Raw genomic sequence first — 16,508 nt, 5'->3', positions numbered from 1 at the left:
TTTACTGGTTAGCTTTTTGCAAGCGCTCAAGAAAACGCTGTGGTGGCATATAGCCAATCACACGCTGCTCTTTTTGCTCTTGTGAGGTCAGATTAAAAATTAAAATTCCGGGTGGGCCATATAAACCAAAACGCTTTAATAGGGCCTGGTTGTCTGCGCTGTTTTTTGTAACGTCAGCCTGCAACAAAACAAATTGTTTTAATTGCTTTGCAACATCGGGATTCTCAAAGGTGTTGACTTCCATCTCTTTGCAGCTAATACACCAGTCGGCATAGAAATCGAGCAATACCAGTTTATTTTCAATCTTCGCTTTTGCAAGCTCACGGTCAAGATCGGCTGGCGACTGAATGATGGTGAAGCGAAGATCTCCACCTATTTGGCGAATCACCTGACCATTAACACTTTGGCTCCCCCCTGAAATCCCACCCTTTTGAAATAGCGGTGAAGCAATCCAAAAAGCTGTGGCTACCAATAAGACTCCTAAAGTCCGTTGCAGCCAAATCATCCAAATGCCTGTAGATGGAATTAAGATGCGCGCCTCTACGGCAATAAATAAAAGTGGTAAGCCCATCCCCAGCGCCATCACAAACAGTAGACCTGCGCCTAGTGTCATGGATCCTGTTTGAGCAATAAAAGCCAGCACACCTGCCAGAGGGGCTGTAATGCAAGGGCTCGCTACTAAAGTAGAGATTCCGCCCAAGGCAAGCGCGCCAAGGATGCTGCCACCCTTTTGGCGCCCTGCAATGCGGTCAATATGCTGATGCCAGGATTGGGGTAGTCGTAGGTCATACAGCCCAAATAAGCTGCCTGATAGGGCTAATAACAGCAAGGCAAAGCCAGCCAATGCAATGGGACTCTGCAAGGCTCTCTGCACGCTACCACCTAGTGCAGCCATTAACACTCCCGCCATGGCATACATCAGCGCCATGCCTAGTACATAGGCCATTGCGAGCAAACTAGCGCGGGATTTAGAAACCGCCTTGCCTCCTTGCGTGCCAAATATCACACTCGACAATATGGGGAGCATAGGCAGTACACAGGGAGTAAAGGCAAGTGCCAGCCCAAGAACGAAGAAGACCAAAAATAAGTAGGCTGTTGAAGTGCTCGCGAGGAAGTTATTAATGGCATTGATATCGTCCCGCTCACGCCACAAATCCATCAGGCTTAATGCTTTGTCGGTGGATGGATTGTTGGCCTCATCCAGCACATCCGGAATAGGCGCTGCTTTCACACCTGGGCCCGCTAATAAAAATTTCAATGTCATCGGCGGATAACAAATACCAGCCTCAGCACATCCTTGCAACTCAGCTTCTAGATGGATTGGCTTACCTGGGGCGGCCTGTACATCAAAAAACACAATAAAGGGCTGCTTATAAATCTGTAGTGTTTTCTGAAAGGTCTGATCAAACTTTTTTTCGCCCATGGGCAAAGCAGGCTTGTATGTACTGAGCTTATTTAAATCTGAGCCAGCTCGAAAATGCAAAGACTCTTGATAAATGTAATAGCCCTTTACTGGAGAGAGCTCAACTTCTATTTGATTTGAGTTCTCCAGCCATGCGGCCTCAATTCGAAACGCTTTTTCTGGCGGTAAAAAATCTGGGGCAGCAAATGCCTGCCCTGCCAATAAAACCGATAGAGCAATTATCTTGAAAAGTGTTTGCATCAATTTCATGATTCTGAATGTACCTCTGCTTGTACCCATTGGCCATATGCCAGATCATATTCCGCTGGTGTCATGCCGATTAACTCTGGTAATTCGTAGGGATGATTATCTTTAATGAATGTGCTTATCTCGTCCCATTTTCCTGCAACGGTTTTGGCCGCGAGGCTTACTTCCTGCTCTTCGCAAATTTTTCCATTCCAACGATATACCGAATGCACCCCTTCGTTAATCTGGACGCATGCTGCTAGCCGCTCTTGGATGAGTTTACGGGCCATGACTTGTGCATCCCCAAGCTTGGCAAAGCTAGTGATGACGATCAGGAGTTGAGTGGATTGAATTTCAGCCATTCCGTATTTATAACCGTATAAATGAAAAAAGCCAGACCGAAGCCTGGCTTTTAATTGCGCTAAAGGGCTTAAGCCTCTTCAACTACAGCTGTTTCATCAACTTCTGGACGATCTACCAACTCTACTAATGCCATTGGTGCATTATCGCCATGACGGAAGCCAAACTTCAAAATACGAAGGTAGCCACCTGGACGTGTTGCGTAACGTGGGCCGAGCTCTGTAAAGAGTTTAGCTACGATATCGCGATCACGTGTGCGATTAAATGCCAAGCGACGATTTGCTAAGTTATCTTTTTTACCTAAGGTAATCAAAGGCTCAACAACCATGCGCAATTCTTTTGCTTTTGGCAAAGTGGTTTTAATCACTTCGTGCTCCAAAAGAGAATTGGACATGTTGCGCAGCATCGCCAAGCGATGTGATGATGTTCTGTTTAGTTTGCGTAAGCCGTTTCCGTGACGCATGATGCTTCCTTTCTAATTATTTCTCGAGGTTAGCTGGAGGCCAGCTTTCGAGTTTCATGCCAAGACTTAAGCCACGAGCCGCCAATACATCCTTAATTTCATTCAAGGACTTACGACCTAAATTAGGCGTCTTCAACAATTCATTCTCTGTACGTTGAATCAAGTCACCGATGTAATAAATGTTCTCAGCCTTCAAGCAGTTTGCAGAGCGAACTGTCAGTTCGAGGTCATCAACTGGACGCATCAACATTGGATCAACCATTGATGAGCGGCTTGGAGCGAGATCACCAGAAACTTCGCTGCTTTCAAGGGCCGCGAATACAACTAACTGATCAACCAAAATGGTAGCAGCTTGACGAATGGCCTCTTCAGGAGACAACACACCGTTTGTTTCGATTGTCATAACGAGACGATCTAAGTCGGTACGCTGCTCAACACGAGCAGATTCAACAGCATAGCTAACACGGCTTACTGGGCTAAATGAGGCATCCAACACGATACGACCAATAATCTTGGTAGCTTCGTCGTGGTATTGACGCATATTGCCTGGTACATAGCCACGGCCTTTTTCAACCTTGATCTGCATATCTAACTTGCCACCAGCGGACAAGTGAGCAATAACGTGATCAGGATTAATGATTTCTACATCATGTGGCAAATCGATATCTTTTGCTGTAACAACGCCTGGACCTTCTTTACGCAAATTGATAGTGACTTCATCACGCGACTGCAATTTGAATACGATACCTTTGAGGTTCAACAAGAGATTTACTACGTCCTCTTGAACACCATCTAAAGTGGAGTATTCATGAACAACACCTGCAATAGCTACTTCAGTTGGTGCATAACCAACCATCGAGGATAACAACACACGACGTAATGCGTTGCCGAGGGTGTGGCCATAGCCACGCTCGAACGGCTCCATAACAACCTTAGCTTGGTTGGCAGTAAGCGCTTCAACAGAAATAATTTTTGGCTTGAGCAAATTTGTTTGCATATTTTTTCCTTGAGAGTGCCTAATTAGCGTGAATACAATTCGACGATCAAACTTTCATTAATTTCACCGCTGATGTCTTCACGGTCAGGCACTTGCTTAAATGTTCCCTCCAGCTTGGCTGCATCAACTGAAACCCAGCCGACAGCAGACATCTGCTGAACCAAATTGAGTGATTCTGTAATACGGGTTTGCTTCTTCGCTTTTTCACGAATAGCGACTACATCACCAGGTTTAACCTGAATTGATGGAATATTCACTGGGCTACCATTGAGCAAAATTGCACAGTGAGAAACCAACTGACGCGCTTCAGCACGAGTAGAACCAAAGCCCATACGATAAACAACGTTATCGAGACGTGATTCCAACAACTGGAGCAATGTAGAACCAGTATTTCCTTTACGACGCTCAGCTTCGGCGAAGTAACGACGGAACTGACGCTCCAAAATTCCGTACATACGCTTAACCTTTTGCTTTTCACGCAATTGATTGCCGTAGTCAGAAGTTCTTGAGCCAGATGTACGGCCATGTTGACCAGGCTTAGTATCTAACTTGCACTTGTCTGACAGGGCGCGACGTGCGCTCTTTAAAAATAAGTCGGTACCTTCCCGACGTGCTAACTTGGCCTTAGGCCCTAAGTAACGTGCCACGATGCTTTCCTTTCTTTGCCGCAGCCTTACGACCGGCGGTGAGTTCACCCTTTAATTCAGATGAACAGTGGGCTTTATAAAAAACTACTAAAACTTGTGTACTGCCAACTTCCCAGCTTAGATACGACGACGCTTAGGAGGACGGCAACCATTGTGCGGAACTGGAGTTACGTCTTGAATCTCGGTAATTTTGATACCCAAAGAATTCAATGCACGAACTGCAGATTCACGACCTGGGCCTGGGCCCTTGATCTGAACTTCTAAGTTCTTAATGCCACATTCAACGGCTGCTTTGCCTGCAACTTCTGCGGCTACCTGAGCAGCAAAAGGTGTTGACTTGCGTGAACCCTTGAAACCTTGGCCGCCAGATGTTGCCCATGAAAGCGCATTACCTTGACGATCAGTGATCGTGATAATAGTGTTATTAAAAGAAGCATGAACGTGTGCGATACCGTCAGCAACGTTCTTTTTAACCTTCTTGCGTGCGCGCTGTGAAGCAGCGGAAGCGGATTGTTGTTTTGCCATGTCAATAAACTTTCTTGATTATTTCTTCAGTTGCACGCCGGACTTACGTGGGCCCTTACGGGTACGCGCGTTAGTCTTGGTACGTTGACCACGTACAGGCAAGCCCTTACGATGACGAACGCCGCGATAGCAGCCTAAGTCCATTAAACGCTTGATGCTCATCGTTACTTCACGACGAAGGTCACCTTCAGTAACAAACTTACCTACTTCATCACGCAACTTTTCCAAGTCAGCGTCTGTAAGATCTTTGATTTTTTTATCAATTGCAACACCAGTGGTCAGGCAAATTTTGTGAGCACGTGTTGTGCCAATGCCAAAAATTGCTGTCAAACCAATGACAGTGTGTTGATGATTTGGGATATTTACCCCAGCGATACGTGCCATGAGATTTCCTCTTAATTAACTAGATCAGCCTTGACGCTGCTTATGACGTGCGTCTGAAGAACAGATCACGCGCACAACGCGCTTGCGCTTAATGATCTTGCAATTTCTGCAAATACACTTAACGGATGCCAAAACTTTCATAACTCACCTCTTAAAAATAGGTACAACTTAACTATTACTTCGCACGGAAAATAATTCTTGCGCGCGTCAGGTCGTAAGGAGTCATCTCCACCGTCACCTTATCTCCCGGCAAAATTCGGATATAGTGCATCCGCATCTTTCCGGAAATGTGCCCCAAAACTACATGTCCGTTCTCTAGCTTCACGCGAAACATTGCGTTCGGCAAATTCTCAATAATTTCTCCCGCCATCTGAATTACATCGTCTTTAGACATTCAGTTAGGCGCCCATCTTAAAATTGGCTTTTTTCATCAAAGAGCCGTACTGCTGTTGCATCACGAATGACTGAACTTGAGCCATGAAATCCATCGCAACAACAACAATAATTAATAATGAAGTACCGCCGAAATAAAACGGCACGTTGTACTTCAATACTAAGAATTCTGGTAGCAAGCAAACCAGAACCATATAAATAGCACCAGCCAATGTCAGGCGAACCAAGATCTTGTCGATATAACGGCCAGTCTGATCGCCAGGACGAATACCTGGAACAAATGCACCGCTCTTCTTCAAATTCTCAGCAGTTTCACGGCTGTTAAATACCAGGGCTGTGTAGAAGAAGCAGAAGAAAATGATCGCAGCTGCATACAAAATGGTGTACACGGGCTGACCTGGTGCCAATGTTGCAGCCAAATCTTTAATAATTCTGCTGAACACATTGGTTGGCTCGCCTGATGTAAACCAGCCAGCAATCGTTGCAGGGAACAAAATAATCGAAGAAGCAAAAATTGGAGGGATAACACCCGCCATATTTAACTTCAATGGGAAATAAGAAGATTGGCCGCCGTATACCTTATTGCCAACTTGACGCTTAGCGTAGTTCACCAAGATACGACGCTGACCGCGCTCTACAAACACTACAAAATAGGTCACTGCAATCACGATCACAACGATCAGCATTGCTGACAAAATATTCATTGAACCAGTGCGCACCAACTCAAGCAGACTTGCCAAGGCATTTGGTAAACCAGAAACGATACCGCCAAAGATGATGATGGAAATACCGTTACCCAAACCACGTTCTGTAATTTGCTCACCGAGCCACATCAAAAACATCGTACCGGTAACCAAAGTGACTACAGTATTGAGTTCAAACATCAAGCCTGGATTAATAACTAAGCCTGGCTGAGCTTGCAATGCAACTGAGATTCCCAAAGCTTGAAAAGTTGCCAAGAACACGGTGCCGTAGCGGGTGTACTGGGTAATCTTGCGCTGTCCAGACTGACCTTCTTTTTTCAAAGACTCAAGCGATGGAACAACAATCGTCATGAGCTGCATGATGATCGATGCAGAAATATAAGGCATGATTCCCAAGGCAAAAACCGTGAAACGGGATAAAGCGCCGCCTGAGAACAAGTTAAACATTCCCAAAATACCGTCTTTTTGACCTGAGAACAATTGTGCAAGCTGATCTGGGTCAATACCCGGAACTGGAATATGAGCACCCAAACGGAATACCAGCAATGCCAATACTAGGAATACCAAGCGTTGACGTAATTCGCCAAACTTGCCTCCTGATTGTGCAGTGCTTGCGTTATTGGTAGGTGCTAATGCCATGATCTAATAAATTACCGATTAAGCCTGCTCAAGAAATTTGCCGCCAGCTGCTTCAATAGCTGCTTTTGCGCCGGCAGTTGCTGTAATGCCCTTGAGGGTTACGGCAATCTTTATCTCACCAGTTTTAATAACTTTTACGGAAGTAATTTGCTCACCAGCAAAACCATGCTGCTTTAAAACCAACAAATCTACTTCTGGCAAGCCGATGCTTGCTAATTCATTTAGCGTAATTTGACCAACGTGGCGACGTGTCAAAGACACAAAGCCTCTCTTTGGCAAGCGACGGTACATAGGCATCTGTCCACCTTCGAATCCCACTTTGTGGAATCCACCTGAACGGGATTTTTGACCTTTATGACCACGACCAGCTGTTTTACCAAGACCAGAACCGATGCCGCGACCTACGCGACGACGATTTTTGTTTGAGCCCGCTGCGGGTTTAATTGTATTGAGTTGCATATTCTTCGCCTATTTACCTGCTATTTAGCTAATAACTTTAACTAGATAAGAAACTTTATTAATCATTCCGCGTACAGCTGGTGTGTCTTCCAATTCTGAAACAGAATTGATGCGTCGTAGGCCTAAGCCACGAACAGTTCCACGATGGCTTTCGCGAGTACCGATCAAGCTGCGTACTAGTTGCAGTTTGACTTTGGAGTTGGATGCAGTTGTCATTTTTTGATTCCTAATCTTTTGGTCTTAGCCGAGAATCTCTTCAACTGATTTGCCGCGCTTAGCAGCAATTTCAGCAGGAGTACTCATCTTGCTCAAACCATTTATCGTTGCACGAACCAGGTTGTAAGGGTTAGTAGAGCCAAGTGATTTAGCTACTACGTTAGTTACGCCCATTACATCGAAAATAGCGCGCATTGGGCCACCAGCAATAATTCCAGTACCGTCTTTAGCAGGTGAAATCAAAACGCGTGATGCGCCATGTTGACCTGTCACTGTATGTTGCAAAGTACCTTTGCGTAAGGAAACCTTGATCATCTTGCGACGGGCTTCATCCATTGCTTTTTGAACGGCAACTGGAACTTCTTTTGATTTGCCTTTACCCATGCCGATGCGGCCATCGCCATCGCCAACTACAGTAAGTGCAGCGAAGCCGAGAATACGACCACCCTTTACCACTTTAGTTACACGATTAACAGCGATCATCTTCTCGCGAAGACCATCATCACGCTCTTCGTTTTGCATCTTGGTTTGCATTTTTGCCATGTTTTTTCCTAAACCCTATTAGAACTTCAGGCCGGCTTCACGCGCAGCTTCAGCTAAGGCCTTAATACGGCCGTGGTAACGATGACCGGAACGATCAAAAGCAACATCAACAACGCCTGCTTTAACAGCACGCTCAGCAACTAACTTGCCAATTTGTTTAGCCGCATCAGCGTTGCCGCCGTTTTTGATCGCTTGGCGCAATTCTTTTTCCATGGTTGAAGCTGCTGCTACAACCTTGGTTCCGCATGGGCTATATACCTGCGCAGAAATATGAGTATTGCTACGGATAACTGTTAAGCGATTTGCCAATGCTTCGGCAATGCGAATGCGAGTCTGCCGAGCACGTCTTTGTCTGGATTCGTCTTTATTCATTTTTTAATCTCGCTTACTTCTTCTTGGTTTCTTTCAGATGCACAACTTCGTCAACGTAGCGAACACCCTTGCCTTTGTATGGCTCTGGTGAACGGTATGCGCGAACTTCAGCTGCGACCTGGCCAACTTGCTGCTTGTTGGAGCCTTTGATAATGATTTCAGTCTGTGATGGAGTCTCAGCTTTTACACCTTTTGGAAGGTTGTAAATAATGTCATGTGAGAAACCTAACTGCAACTTCAATGTTTCACCTTGAGCAGCAGCACGGTAACCAACGCCTACCAAGCTGAGCTTGCGCTCAAAGCCGCTAGTGACGCCAACAACCATGTTGTTTACTAAAGCACGTGCCGTACCTGACTGGGCACCAGCTTCTGGTGAGTTGTTATTTAAAACAACTGTCAATACGCCATCTTCTTGTTTCAAACCAACTGAAGGATGCAAATTATGTGTCAATGTACCCAATGGGCCTTTAACAGTAATGTTTGCACCATTGATGCTGATTTCAGCGCCCTTTGGGACTGTAATTGGTGATTTACCTACGCGGGACATTATTTCTCTCCTTACGCAACGTAGCAAATAACTTCACCACCAACGCCGTTTGCACGAGCTTTGCGGTCTGTCATTACGCCTTGTGGGGTTGAAATAATTGCAATGCCCAAGCCATTCATTACTTCAGGAATGTCGTGGCGGCCTTTGTAGATACGTAGACTTGGTGTTGATACACGGTCAATACGTTCAATCACAGGACGGCCTGCATAGTATTTGAGTTCAATGTTTAGCACTGGCTTAGCTGCTTCACCTTTGATTTCAAAACTATCGATATAGCCTTCATCCTGCAAAACTTTTGCAATAGCTACTTTAACTTTTGACGACGGCATCATGACTACAGGTTTCTGCACTGCTTGCGCATTGCGGATCCGGGTCAACATGTCGGCGATTGGATCGCTGATACTCATGAGTTCTCCTAATTCTTTCGCCGCTTACCAGCTGGCCTTGGTTAAACCGGGGATTTCGCCACGGAAGGCGATTTCGCGAATCTTGCTACGGGCCAAACCAAACTTACGGAATGTGCCACGTGGACGACCGGTTAATGAACAACGATTTCTTTGACGAATCGGACTTGCGTTACGTGGAAGTGCCTGTAGCTTCAAGCGCGCTTCATAGCGTTCTTCATCGCTGCGTGATTGATCAGCAATGATTGCCTTGAGTTCCGCACGCTTAACAGCGTACTTCTCTACAGTTTTTGCGCGCTTATTCTCGCGCTCAATTAGGGATAGTTTTGCCACGTTAGCCTCTTAATTGCGGAAAGGGAATTTGAACGCTGCTAACAAAGCTTTTGCTTCTTCGTCAGTCTTAGCGGTCGTCGTAATACTGATATTGAGACCTCGCAGGGCATCAATTTTGTCGTATTCGATTTCTGGGAAAATGATTTGCTCTTTAACGCCGATGTTGTAGTTACCGCGGCCATCAAAAGCTTTACCGGAGATTCCACGAAAGTCACGTACTCGTGGCAATGCCACAGTAACGAAACGATCCAAGAATTCGTACATACGCGCACCGCGCAATGTCACCATTGCACCGATTGGGTAGCCTTGACGAATTTTGAAACCAGCAATCGCTTTTTTCGCCTTAGTAACCACTGGCTTTTGGCCCGCTACTTTAGTTAAATCGCCAACTGCATTCTCGATAATTTTCTTGTCGTTCACTGCATCTCCCAAGCCCATATTGAGGGTGATCTTGGTAATGCGTGGCACTTCCATTACTGACTTGTAGCCAAATTTGGCAACCAGGTCAGCGACGACTTTGTCTTTGTAGTGTTCTTGAAAACGTGTGCTCATAATTTCTCCGTGCCCCTTATGCGCTTAAAGTTGCGCCAGTAGTTTTCAGGAAACGCTGTTTTTTACCATCAACGAGCTTGATACCTACACGTGATGGCTTGCCGTTACCGTCTACTACAGCCACATTAGAAATGTGAACAGGCATAGTCTTGTCAATCATGCCGCCGGTAACACCAGCTGCTGGGTTTGGCTTAACTGTCTTTTTATAAATATTAACGCCCTCGATTACTAATTTGTTCTCGAGAACAGCCGTTACAGTTCCTTGCTTGCCCTTATCACGGCCAGTCAACAGAACTACGGAATCACCTTTGCGAATCTTTTTCATATCAGCCTCTTAAATAACTTCGGGGGCGAGAGAAACGATCTTCATGAACTTTTCAGTACGCAATTCGCGCGTTACTGGTCCAAAGATACGTGTGCCAATTGGCTCTAACTTAGCGTTGAGCAATACCGCCGCGTTTGCATCGAACTTAATCAATGAACCGTCTGGACGGCGAACACCCTTAGCAGTTCTCACTACTACGGCGTTATAAATGTCACCTTTTTTTACACGGCCACGTGGAGCAGCGGACTTCACTGTTACTTTTATGACATCACCAATGCTGGCATAACGACGCTTAGAGCCGCCTAATACCTTGATGCATAAAACTTCACTGGCGCCTGTGTTATCGGCGACCTGTAATCTACTTTCGGTCTGAATCATTTTTTAATTCCCAACTTATTTGCCAAAGGCAAACAGTCTTGGTTCCGTCAATGGGTGCTAGCGAAAGCTATAACCCGGAATTAATGAAAAAACACTGCTTCTCTCAATAAAACCAGAGAAGCCTTCTATCATACTACGTAAAACAGGGGTTTGGCAAGAAAGTTCGCCAAATTCCCTAATATTTACTTAAATACCTTTTGAAGCCTCTACTAAACGGGTCACAACCCAAGATTTAGTACGTGAAATTGGTCTAGATTCAGCAATTTCAACGGTATCACCCATCTTGTATGTGCCAGCTTCGTCATGAGCATGGTACTTTTTGGACTGTCCAACATATTTGCCATAAAGCGCGTGCTTCACTTGGCGCTCAACTAGCACAGTCACAGTTTTTTGCATTTTGTCGCTAACGACACGACCCACCAGGGTGCGGCGCAAGGGTTTAGCTAATTCTGTCATATCCCTTTTTCCTTATTTCTGTGCAGATTTTTGGGCAATAAAAGTTTTAACGCGAGCGATGTCGCGCTTATTTTTACCCAATTGGCTGGTATTTGTGAGTTGCTGAGTGCCTTTTTGCATACGGAGCTTAAAACCGGTCTTGAGGAGCTCGGTTAACTCTGTGTTCAAAGCATTCAGATCTTTTGATGCTAATTCTGTATTTTTCATAATATCTATTCCGATCAACCCAAGTGGCGAATCACGAAAGTGGTTTGCAATGGCAACTTAGCAGCTGCAAGCTTGAAGGCCTCGCGTGCCAAAGTCTCATCCACGCCATCCATCTCGTACAAAATCTTGCCTGGTTGAATTTCTGCAACGTAATACTCTGGATTACCTTTACCGTTACCCATACGTACTTCGGCTGGCTTTTGTGAAATTGGCTTATCTGGGAAAATGCGAATCCAGATACGACCACCACGCTTAATATGACGGGTCATTGCGCGACGTGCCGACTCGATTTGACGAGCGGTTAAACGTCCACGACCAACGGCCTTCAATCCAAAGTCACCAAAAGCTACTGAGCTACCGCGTGTTGCCACACCAGTATTGCGACCTTTTTGTTCCTTACGATACTTGCGACGCTTTGGTTGTAGCATGCTTACTCTCCTGACTTCTGCGCTTCAGCACTAGGGGCTTCAACGACTTTAGGTGCACGCTTAACTGTTGGCTTAGCAGCAACTAAAGGCTTGCTATCAGCTGCTGGTTTACGTGCGGTTGTTTTTGCCGGTGCGCGACGTGGCTTTTTCTCTTCAGCTGCTGGCTCTGCTGTTACTGCAGGAGCATCAGCACCACGGCCCAATGTATCGCCTTTGTATACCCAAACTTTTACACCGATGATGCCGTATGTTGTTTCCGCTTCCGAAGTAGCGTAATCGATATCAGCTTTCAATGTATGAAGTGGAACGCGACCTTCACGATACCATTCGCGACGTGCAATTTCAGCACCGTTCAAACGACCAGATGACATGATCTTGATACCTTGTGCACCAAGACGCATTGCATTTTGCATTGCACGCTTCATTGCACGACGGAACATGATGCGCTTTTCGAGCTGCTGAGTAATAGAGTCAGCAATCAATTGAGCATCAACTTCTGGCTTACGAATTTCTTCGATATTCACGTGGACTGGAACGCCCATACGCTTTTGGAGTTCACGACGGAGAACTTCAATGTCTTCGCCTTTTTTACCAATCACAACACCTGGACGTGAGCTATAAATCGTAATACGTGCGTTCTTTGCAGGACGCTCAATGATGACTTTGCTTACGGATGCATTTTTCAGCTTCTTCTTCAGGTAGATGCGGACATCTACGTCCTCTTTAAGCATCTTTGCAAAATCAGTATTGTTTGCATACCACTTGGATGTCCAGTTCTTCGTTACCGAGAGTCGGAATCCGGTGGGGTTTATCTTTTGGCCCATATCTTTCCTTAGTTACTCAAGGTCACGCTAATGTGACAAGTTTGTTTTTCAATTTGATTGCCGCGACCCTTAGCGCGCGCTGTAAAGCGCTTCAAAGATGTCCCTTTATCAATGATCACAGCTGATACCTTGAGCTCATCAATGTCAGCACCTTTATTGTGTTCAGCATTAGCAATCGCTGACTCAACTACTTTTTTCACAATGAAGGCAGCTTTTTTGGGGCTGAAATTCAAAATGTTCAATGCGCGAGCAATCGGCAAGCCACGGATCTGGTCTGCGACCAAACGTGTCTTTTGTGCAGAAATGCGGGCGCTGCGGTGAATAGCTTTAACTTCCATAATCATCCCCTTACTTCTTCGTTACTTTCTTGTCAGCAGCGTGACCTTTGAAAGTACGGGTCAAGGCAAATTCGCCTAACTTATGACCCACCATGTTTTCTGATACATAAACCGGAACGTGTTGACGACCGTTGTGTACAGCAATTGTCAGACCAATAAAGTCTGGAAGAATTGTTGAACGGCGTGACCAAGTCTTAATCGGCTTTTTGTCTTTGTTGGCTTGTGCGACTTCAACTTTGCTTACCAAACTGGCTTCGCAAAATGGGCCTTTTTTAGCTGAACGTGTCATATCTATTTTTCCTTAATCGCTTAGCGCTTCTGACGGCGTTGAACGATCATCGATGTTGTACGCTTGTTACGACGTGTACGATAACCTTTGGTTGGTGTGCCCCATGGGGATACAGGTACGCGGCCTTCGCCAGTCTTACCTTCACCACCACCGTGTGGATGGTCTACTGGGTTCATTGCCACACCGCGAACGGTTGGGCGAATACCACGCCAGCGATTTGCACCAGCTTTACCAATCACGCGCAAGCTGTGCTCTTCATTACCAACTTCACCGATAGTTGCACGGCAGTCGATCAAGATACGGCGAACTTCACCAGAGCGCAAACGGACCTGAGCGTATACACCCTCACGCGCCAACAATACTGCTGAACCACCAGCTGAACGTGCAATCTGAGCACCTTTACCTGGCAACATTTCTACGCAGTGAATCGTGCTACCAACTGGAATATTGCGAATTGGCAAATTATTTCCAGATTTGATTGGCGCTTCTGAACCACTCATTAATTGTTGACCAACAGTCATGCCTTTAGCAGCAAGAATGTAGCGACGCTCACCATCAGCAAACACGATCAATGCAATATTTGCACTGCGGTTTGGATCGTATTCCAAGCGTTCAACTTTTGCTGGAATGCCATCTTTGTCATTGCGTTTGAAATCAACGACACGATAGTGATGCTTATGACCACCACCTTTATGACGGGTAGTGATGTGACCATTATTGTTACGACCCGCTTTTTGGAACTGTGGCTCTACGAGAGCTGCGAAAGGTTTACCTTTATGCAGATCAGGATTGACCACCTTGACCATTGAGCGACGACCTGGTGAGGTCGGTTTTGTTTTCATCAAAGGCATGATTAATTCGCCTCCGCTTCAAAGTTAATTTCTTGACCTGGCTTCAAGCTGACGTAGGCCTTCTTAGTATGGTCACGACGACCTTCAAAACGGCCATAGCGCTTAGGCTTACCTTTTTGATTAACGATTTGAACTGAGTCAACTTGCACTTTAAAGAGCAATTCAACCGCTTGTTTTACATCGCTTTTATTAGCGTCGCGAGTGACTTGGAAAACTACTTGTTCGTTTTTCTCTGCAACCATAGTGGCTTTTTCAGAGATGACGGGTCCAAGCAGAACCTTCATCAAGCTGTGATCGTTTTTACGGACTTGGCTCATTTAAGCAACTCCTCAATTTTTGCAATCGCTGATTTGCTGACCAATACTTTTTTGTATTGAACCAAGGCTAATGGATCAGCGTGCTGTGGTTCACATACAGCAACTTTATGCAAGTTACGTGATGCCAAGTACAAATTCTCGCTAACCTGATCAACAATGATCAAGACTGAATCCAAGCCCATCGCTTTAACTTTGTCAGCTAATTCTTTGGTCTTAGGAGCATCAAGATTGAATTGATCAACAACATTCAAACGACCTTCGCGAGCTAACTGAGACAAAATAGATCTCATGCCGGCGCGGTACATTTTCTTGTTTACTTTTTGGCTGAAATTCTCTTCTGGAGAATTCGGGAATATACGACCGCCTCCGCGCCACAGTGGTGATGAGCTCATACCAGCACGAGCACGACCAGTACCTTTTTGACGCCAAGGTTTTTTGGTTGTGTGCTTAACTTGCTCACGATCCTTCTGCGCACGATTACCGCTGCGTGCATTTGCTTGATACGCCACTACAACTTGGTGAATCAATGCTTCGTTATATTCGCGTTCGAATACTTCTGGTGAGGCTTGAATGCCTGCGCCTAAAGTACCGTTATCTTGGAGAAGCTTAAGTTCCATAGTCGCTCTCCTTATTTCTTCTTCAACGGTGTCTTCACCGCTGGAGTAACAATAACTTTACCGCCTGGGGCACCTGGAATAGCGCCTTTAACCATGATGAGATTACGTTCTGCATCAATGCGTGCGATGACTAAATTTTGTACAGTACGGGTATCGTCACCAAGGTGGCCAGTCATGCGCTTACCTGGGAAAACACGTCCTGGATCTTGTGCCATACCGATAGAACCTGGCACGTTATGCGAACGTGAGTTACCGTGTGATGCACGGCCAGATTTGAAATGGTGACGTTTAATGGTACCGGCGTAGCCCTTACCAATTGTTACGCCTTGCACGTCCACTTTTTGACCAGCAGTAAAAGCAGTTTCAGCAGGAATAACTTGTCCTGGCGTCATTTCTGCAATTTTTGCTGCATCTAATTGGAATTCGTTGAGACCGTTACCAGCCATGACACCTGCTTTAGCAAAGTGACCAGCCATTGATTTGGTAACGCGAGTAGCTCTACGTGTGCCATGTGCCAACTGGATAGCGTCATAGCCATCAGTTGCCTGGGTCTTGATTTGAGCGATTCTGTTGTCGCTCACGTCGATTACGGTTACAGGAATTGCTTCCCCTTCGTCCGTAAAAAGACGGGTCATGCCGATCTTGCGACCGATTAAGCCTAAGCTCATATTCATGCTCCACGCCGACTTCGATTGGTCGGCAAAATTTAATTTAAGTGATTTACAAGTAAAAGTACTTCTAAATCAATAAGTTACAACGTTTTTAGTGCTGATAAAACCTCAAAATTCGCCCAATTAATGGAGCGAAGCCTTAGATTCTATCCCGAAAACCCAGTCTTGGCAAGGGCTAAGACTGGAAATACTGGATTACTGCAACTTAATTTCGACATCCACACCTGCTGGAAGGTCTAATTTCATCAAAGCATCCACAGTTTTCTCTGTAGGATCAACAATATCCATCAAACGGAGATGGGTACGGATCTCTAACTGATCACGTGATGTCTTGTTCACGTGTGGTGAACGCAAGATATCAAAACGCTCGATACGGGTTGGCAAAGGTACTGGACCCTTAACAACTGCACCAGTACGCTTAGCTGTATCAACGATTTCAGCAGCAGACTGGTCGATCAAACGGTAATCAAATGCTTTAAGGCGAATACGAATTTTTTGGTTTTGCATATTAATTCCAAAGAGCGGTGCGGTGCTGCCGCGTTATACAACTAAAGAGCACGGTGACATCTGCAGCACAGACGTCACCGGTTAGCAAACCGCTAAATATATTTACTTCTACTA

The 16,508-nt window shown here is 45.6% G+C and carries 31 protein-coding genes; all 31 read right to left on the bottom strand.

The features are described 5' to 3' along the window. Position 1 precedes the first annotated feature (1 nt). The gene (dsbD, locus tag ICN49_RS00340; RefSeq protein WP_255535343.1) at positions 2-1,663 is read right to left on the bottom strand and encodes a protein-disulfide reductase DsbD; all 1,662 of its coding nucleotides are present in this window, start codon (positions 1,661-1,663) and stop codon (positions 2-4) included. Between the two features lie 5 nt (positions 1,664-1,668). After that, entirely contained in the window at positions 1,669-2,010 is a 342-nt protein-coding gene (gene cutA, locus ICN49_RS00335; RefSeq protein ID WP_216164277.1) for a divalent-cation tolerance protein CutA, read from the bottom strand. Positions 2,011-2,078: 68 nt separating this feature from the next. Next, positions 2,079-2,471 (bottom strand): 50S ribosomal protein L17, encoded by a 393-nt coding sequence (gene rplQ, locus ICN49_RS00330; protein WP_216164274.1) that lies wholly within the window; start codon positions 2,469-2,471, stop codon positions 2,079-2,081. Positions 2,472-2,487: 16 nt separating this feature from the next. Further along, complete coding sequence (locus ICN49_RS00325; protein ID WP_015420255.1) at positions 2,488-3,468, bottom strand: DNA-directed RNA polymerase subunit alpha; 981 nt, start codon at positions 3,466-3,468, stop codon at positions 2,488-2,490. A gap of 23 nt (positions 3,469-3,491) precedes the next feature. After that, complete coding sequence (gene rpsD / locus ICN49_RS00320) at positions 3,492-4,115, bottom strand: 30S ribosomal protein S4 (RefSeq protein ID WP_216164271.1); 624 nt, start codon at positions 4,113-4,115, stop codon at positions 3,492-3,494. Between the two features lie 117 nt (positions 4,116-4,232). Further along, positions 4,233-4,640 (bottom strand): 30S ribosomal protein S11, encoded by a 408-nt coding sequence (rpsK, locus tag ICN49_RS00315; protein WP_011901923.1) that lies wholly within the window; start codon positions 4,638-4,640, stop codon positions 4,233-4,235. Positions 4,641-4,658: 18 nt separating this feature from the next. Next, on the bottom strand, positions 4,659-5,024 hold the full coding sequence (gene rpsM, locus ICN49_RS00310) for a 30S ribosomal protein S13 (RefSeq protein ID WP_216164267.1): 366 nt from the start codon (positions 5,022-5,024) through the stop codon (positions 4,659-4,661). A 24-nt stretch (positions 5,025-5,048) separates the two neighbouring features. Further along, entirely contained in the window at positions 5,049-5,165 is a 117-nt protein-coding gene (gene rpmJ, locus ICN49_RS00305) for a 50S ribosomal protein L36 (RefSeq protein WP_012357167.1), read from the bottom strand. A 34-nt stretch (positions 5,166-5,199) separates the two neighbouring features. Then, on the bottom strand, positions 5,200-5,418 hold the full coding sequence (infA, locus tag ICN49_RS00300) for a translation initiation factor IF-1 (protein ID WP_015420252.1): 219 nt from the start codon (positions 5,416-5,418) through the stop codon (positions 5,200-5,202). Between the two features lie 4 nt (positions 5,419-5,422). Continuing rightward, positions 5,423-6,760, bottom strand: a complete 1,338-nt coding sequence (gene secY / locus ICN49_RS00295; protein WP_216164264.1) for a preprotein translocase subunit SecY — start codon at positions 6,758-6,760, stop codon at positions 5,423-5,425. A gap of 18 nt (positions 6,761-6,778) precedes the next feature. Further along, complete coding sequence (gene rplO, locus ICN49_RS00290) at positions 6,779-7,219, bottom strand: 50S ribosomal protein L15 (RefSeq protein WP_216164261.1); 441 nt, start codon at positions 7,217-7,219, stop codon at positions 6,779-6,781. 24 nt (positions 7,220-7,243) lie between these two features. After that, positions 7,244-7,435, bottom strand: a complete 192-nt coding sequence (rpmD, locus tag ICN49_RS00285; RefSeq protein WP_216164259.1) for a 50S ribosomal protein L30 — start codon at positions 7,433-7,435, stop codon at positions 7,244-7,246. Positions 7,436-7,459: 24 nt separating this feature from the next. Then, positions 7,460-7,978: a 30S ribosomal protein S5 gene (gene rpsE / locus ICN49_RS00280; protein WP_215328357.1), complete on the bottom strand. Its 519-nt coding sequence runs from the start codon at positions 7,976-7,978 to the stop codon at positions 7,460-7,462. A gap of 18 nt (positions 7,979-7,996) precedes the next feature. Further along, positions 7,997-8,350: a 50S ribosomal protein L18 gene (rplR, locus tag ICN49_RS00275; protein ID WP_216164256.1), complete on the bottom strand. Its 354-nt coding sequence runs from the start codon at positions 8,348-8,350 to the stop codon at positions 7,997-7,999. Positions 8,351-8,363: 13 nt separating this feature from the next. Further along, complete coding sequence (gene rplF / locus ICN49_RS00270) at positions 8,364-8,897, bottom strand: 50S ribosomal protein L6 (RefSeq protein WP_216164253.1); 534 nt, start codon at positions 8,895-8,897, stop codon at positions 8,364-8,366. Positions 8,898-8,908: 11 nt separating this feature from the next. Beyond that, positions 8,909-9,304, bottom strand: coding sequence for a 30S ribosomal protein S8 (gene rpsH, locus ICN49_RS00265; RefSeq protein ID WP_216164250.1), 396 nt, complete (start codon positions 9,302-9,304; stop codon positions 8,909-8,911). Between the two features lie 24 nt (positions 9,305-9,328). Continuing rightward, positions 9,329-9,634 carry a 30S ribosomal protein S14 gene (rpsN, locus tag ICN49_RS00260; RefSeq protein ID WP_011901913.1) on the bottom strand — a complete coding sequence of 102 codons (306 nt, stop codon included), beginning with the start codon at positions 9,632-9,634 and terminating at the stop codon, positions 9,329-9,331. Positions 9,635-9,643: 9 nt separating this feature from the next. Continuing rightward, positions 9,644-10,186, bottom strand: coding sequence for a 50S ribosomal protein L5 (gene rplE / locus ICN49_RS00255; protein WP_216164247.1), 543 nt, complete (start codon positions 10,184-10,186; stop codon positions 9,644-9,646). Between the two features lie 16 nt (positions 10,187-10,202). Then, on the bottom strand, positions 10,203-10,511 hold the full coding sequence (gene rplX / locus ICN49_RS00250; protein WP_216164244.1) for a 50S ribosomal protein L24: 309 nt from the start codon (positions 10,509-10,511) through the stop codon (positions 10,203-10,205). A gap of 9 nt (positions 10,512-10,520) precedes the next feature. Continuing rightward, positions 10,521-10,889 carry a 50S ribosomal protein L14 gene (rplN, locus tag ICN49_RS00245; RefSeq protein WP_087908804.1) on the bottom strand — a complete coding sequence of 123 codons (369 nt, stop codon included), beginning with the start codon at positions 10,887-10,889 and terminating at the stop codon, positions 10,521-10,523. A 186-nt stretch (positions 10,890-11,075) separates the two neighbouring features. Further along, positions 11,076-11,345, bottom strand: a complete 270-nt coding sequence (gene rpsQ / locus ICN49_RS00240) for a 30S ribosomal protein S17 (protein ID WP_216164241.1) — start codon at positions 11,343-11,345, stop codon at positions 11,076-11,078. Positions 11,346-11,357: 12 nt separating this feature from the next. After that, entirely contained in the window at positions 11,358-11,552 is a 195-nt protein-coding gene (gene rpmC, locus ICN49_RS00235; RefSeq protein WP_216164238.1) for a 50S ribosomal protein L29, read from the bottom strand. 14 nt (positions 11,553-11,566) lie between these two features. Beyond that, entirely contained in the window at positions 11,567-11,980 is a 414-nt protein-coding gene (gene rplP / locus ICN49_RS00230) for a 50S ribosomal protein L16 (protein WP_100379479.1), read from the bottom strand. Positions 11,981-11,982: 2 nt separating this feature from the next. Beyond that, the gene (gene rpsC / locus ICN49_RS00225; RefSeq protein ID WP_216164234.1) at positions 11,983-12,804 is read right to left on the bottom strand and encodes a 30S ribosomal protein S3; all 822 of its coding nucleotides are present in this window, start codon (positions 12,802-12,804) and stop codon (positions 11,983-11,985) included. A gap of 8 nt (positions 12,805-12,812) precedes the next feature. Next, a complete protein-coding gene (gene rplV / locus ICN49_RS00220) occupies positions 12,813-13,142 on the bottom strand; it encodes a 50S ribosomal protein L22 (RefSeq protein ID WP_216861054.1) in 330 nt (109 codons plus the stop codon). Positions 13,143-13,152: 10 nt separating this feature from the next. Further along, positions 13,153-13,431 carry a 30S ribosomal protein S19 gene (gene rpsS / locus ICN49_RS00215; protein ID WP_216164231.1) on the bottom strand — a complete coding sequence of 93 codons (279 nt, stop codon included), beginning with the start codon at positions 13,429-13,431 and terminating at the stop codon, positions 13,153-13,155. 20 nt (positions 13,432-13,451) lie between these two features. Then, positions 13,452-14,282 (bottom strand): 50S ribosomal protein L2, encoded by an 831-nt coding sequence (gene rplB, locus ICN49_RS00210; protein WP_216164228.1) that lies wholly within the window; start codon positions 14,280-14,282, stop codon positions 13,452-13,454. Positions 14,283-14,284: 2 nt separating this feature from the next. Further along, positions 14,285-14,599, bottom strand: coding sequence for a 50S ribosomal protein L23 (rplW, locus tag ICN49_RS00205; protein ID WP_076024545.1), 315 nt, complete (start codon positions 14,597-14,599; stop codon positions 14,285-14,287). Continuing rightward, positions 14,596-15,216 (bottom strand): 50S ribosomal protein L4, encoded by a 621-nt coding sequence (gene rplD, locus ICN49_RS00200; RefSeq protein WP_216164225.1) that lies wholly within the window; start codon positions 15,214-15,216, stop codon positions 14,596-14,598. Before rplD ends, rplW begins: the two co-directional genes overlap by 4 nt. An 11-nt stretch (positions 15,217-15,227) precedes the next feature. Beyond that, the gene (gene rplC / locus ICN49_RS00195; RefSeq protein WP_216164387.1) at positions 15,228-15,884 is read right to left on the bottom strand and encodes a 50S ribosomal protein L3; all 657 of its coding nucleotides are present in this window, start codon (positions 15,882-15,884) and stop codon (positions 15,228-15,230) included. A gap of 198 nt (positions 15,885-16,082) precedes the next feature. Beyond that, positions 16,083-16,394, bottom strand: coding sequence for a 30S ribosomal protein S10 (gene rpsJ, locus ICN49_RS00190; protein WP_011901899.1), 312 nt, complete (start codon positions 16,392-16,394; stop codon positions 16,083-16,085). Positions 16,395-16,508: the final 114 nt, after the last annotated feature.

The organism is Polynucleobacter finlandensis, assembly GCF_018881755.1.
In the GTDB taxonomy this organism is placed as follows: Bacteria; Pseudomonadota; Gammaproteobacteria; order Burkholderiales; family Burkholderiaceae; genus Polynucleobacter; species Polynucleobacter finlandensis.
Note: the sequence above shows the minus strand (reverse complement) of the source record. Positions and strands in the feature narration are given on the sequence as shown.

Excerpts from the sequence above, each read along its gene's own strand:
- dsbD (WP_255535343.1), bottom strand. The coding sequence starts at position 1,663 with ATGCAAACACTTTTCAAGATAATTGCTCTATCGGTTTTATTGGCAGGG.
- cutA (WP_216164277.1), bottom strand. The coding sequence starts at position 2,010 with ATGGCTGAAATTCAATCCACTCAACTCCTGATCGTCATCACTAGCTTT.
- rplQ (WP_216164274.1), bottom strand. The coding sequence starts at position 2,471 with ATGCGTCACGGAAACGGCTTACGCAAACTAAACAGAACATCATCACAT.
- ICN49_RS00325 (WP_015420255.1), bottom strand. The coding sequence starts at position 3,468 with ATGCAAACAAATTTGCTCAAGCCAAAAATTATTTCTGTTGAAGCGCTT.
- rpsK (WP_011901923.1), bottom strand. The coding sequence starts at position 4,640 with ATGGCAAAACAACAATCCGCTTCCGCTGCTTCACAGCGCGCACGCAAG.
- rpsM (WP_216164267.1), bottom strand. The coding sequence starts at position 5,024 with ATGGCACGTATCGCTGGGGTAAATATCCCAAATCATCAACACACTGTC.
- rpmJ (WP_012357167.1), bottom strand. The coding sequence starts at position 5,165 with ATGAAAGTTTTGGCATCCGTTAAGTGTATTTGCAGAAATTGCAAGATC.
- infA (WP_015420252.1), bottom strand. The coding sequence starts at position 5,418 with ATGTCTAAAGACGATGTAATTCAGATGGCGGGAGAAATTATTGAGAAT.
- secY (WP_216164264.1), bottom strand. The coding sequence starts at position 6,760 with ATGGCATTAGCACCTACCAATAACGCAAGCACTGCACAATCAGGAGGC.
- rplO (WP_216164261.1), bottom strand. The coding sequence starts at position 7,219 with ATGCAACTCAATACAATTAAACCCGCAGCGGGCTCAAACAAAAATCGT.
- rpmD (WP_216164259.1), bottom strand. The coding sequence starts at position 7,435 with ATGACAACTGCATCCAACTCCAAAGTCAAACTGCAACTAGTACGCAGC.
- rpsE (WP_215328357.1), bottom strand. The coding sequence starts at position 7,978 with ATGGCAAAAATGCAAACCAAGATGCAAAACGAAGAGCGTGATGATGGT.
- rplR (WP_216164256.1), bottom strand. The coding sequence starts at position 8,350 with ATGAATAAAGACGAATCCAGACAAAGACGTGCTCGGCAGACTCGCATT.
- rplF (WP_216164253.1), bottom strand. The coding sequence starts at position 8,897 with ATGTCCCGCGTAGGTAAATCACCAATTACAGTCCCAAAGGGCGCTGAA.
- rpsH (WP_216164250.1), bottom strand. The coding sequence starts at position 9,304 with ATGAGTATCAGCGATCCAATCGCCGACATGTTGACCCGGATCCGCAAT.
- rplE (WP_216164247.1), bottom strand. The coding sequence starts at position 10,186 with ATGAGCACACGTTTTCAAGAACACTACAAAGACAAAGTCGTCGCTGAC.
- rplX (WP_216164244.1), bottom strand. The coding sequence starts at position 10,511 with ATGAAAAAGATTCGCAAAGGTGATTCCGTAGTTCTGTTGACTGGCCGT.
- rplN (WP_087908804.1), bottom strand. The coding sequence starts at position 10,889 with ATGATTCAGACCGAAAGTAGATTACAGGTCGCCGATAACACAGGCGCC.
- rpsQ (WP_216164241.1), bottom strand. The coding sequence starts at position 11,345 with ATGACAGAATTAGCTAAACCCTTGCGCCGCACCCTGGTGGGTCGTGTC.
- rpmC (WP_216164238.1), bottom strand. The coding sequence starts at position 11,552 with ATGAAAAATACAGAATTAGCATCAAAAGATCTGAATGCTTTGAACACA.
- rplP (WP_100379479.1), bottom strand. The coding sequence starts at position 11,980 with ATGCTACAACCAAAGCGTCGCAAGTATCGTAAGGAACAAAAAGGTCGC.
- rpsC (WP_216164234.1), bottom strand. The coding sequence starts at position 12,804 with ATGGGCCAAAAGATAAACCCCACCGGATTCCGACTCTCGGTAACGAAG.
- rplV (WP_216861054.1), bottom strand. The coding sequence starts at position 13,142 with ATGGAAGTTAAAGCTATTCACCGCAGCGCCCGCATTTCTGCACAAAAG.
- rpsS (WP_216164231.1), bottom strand. The coding sequence starts at position 13,431 with ATGACACGTTCAGCTAAAAAAGGCCCATTTTGCGAAGCCAGTTTGGTA.
- rplB (WP_216164228.1), bottom strand. The coding sequence starts at position 14,282 with ATGCCTTTGATGAAAACAAAACCGACCTCACCAGGTCGTCGCTCAATG.
- rplW (WP_076024545.1), bottom strand. The coding sequence starts at position 14,599 with ATGAGCCAAGTCCGTAAAAACGATCACAGCTTGATGAAGGTTCTGCTT.
- rplD (WP_216164225.1), bottom strand. The coding sequence starts at position 15,216 with ATGGAACTTAAGCTTCTCCAAGATAACGGTACTTTAGGCGCAGGCATT.
- rplC (WP_216164387.1), bottom strand. The coding sequence starts at position 15,884 with ATGAGCTTAGGCTTAATCGGTCGCAAGATCGGCATGACCCGTCTTTTT.
- rpsJ (WP_011901899.1), bottom strand. The coding sequence starts at position 16,394 with ATGCAAAACCAAAAAATTCGTATTCGCCTTAAAGCATTTGATTACCGT.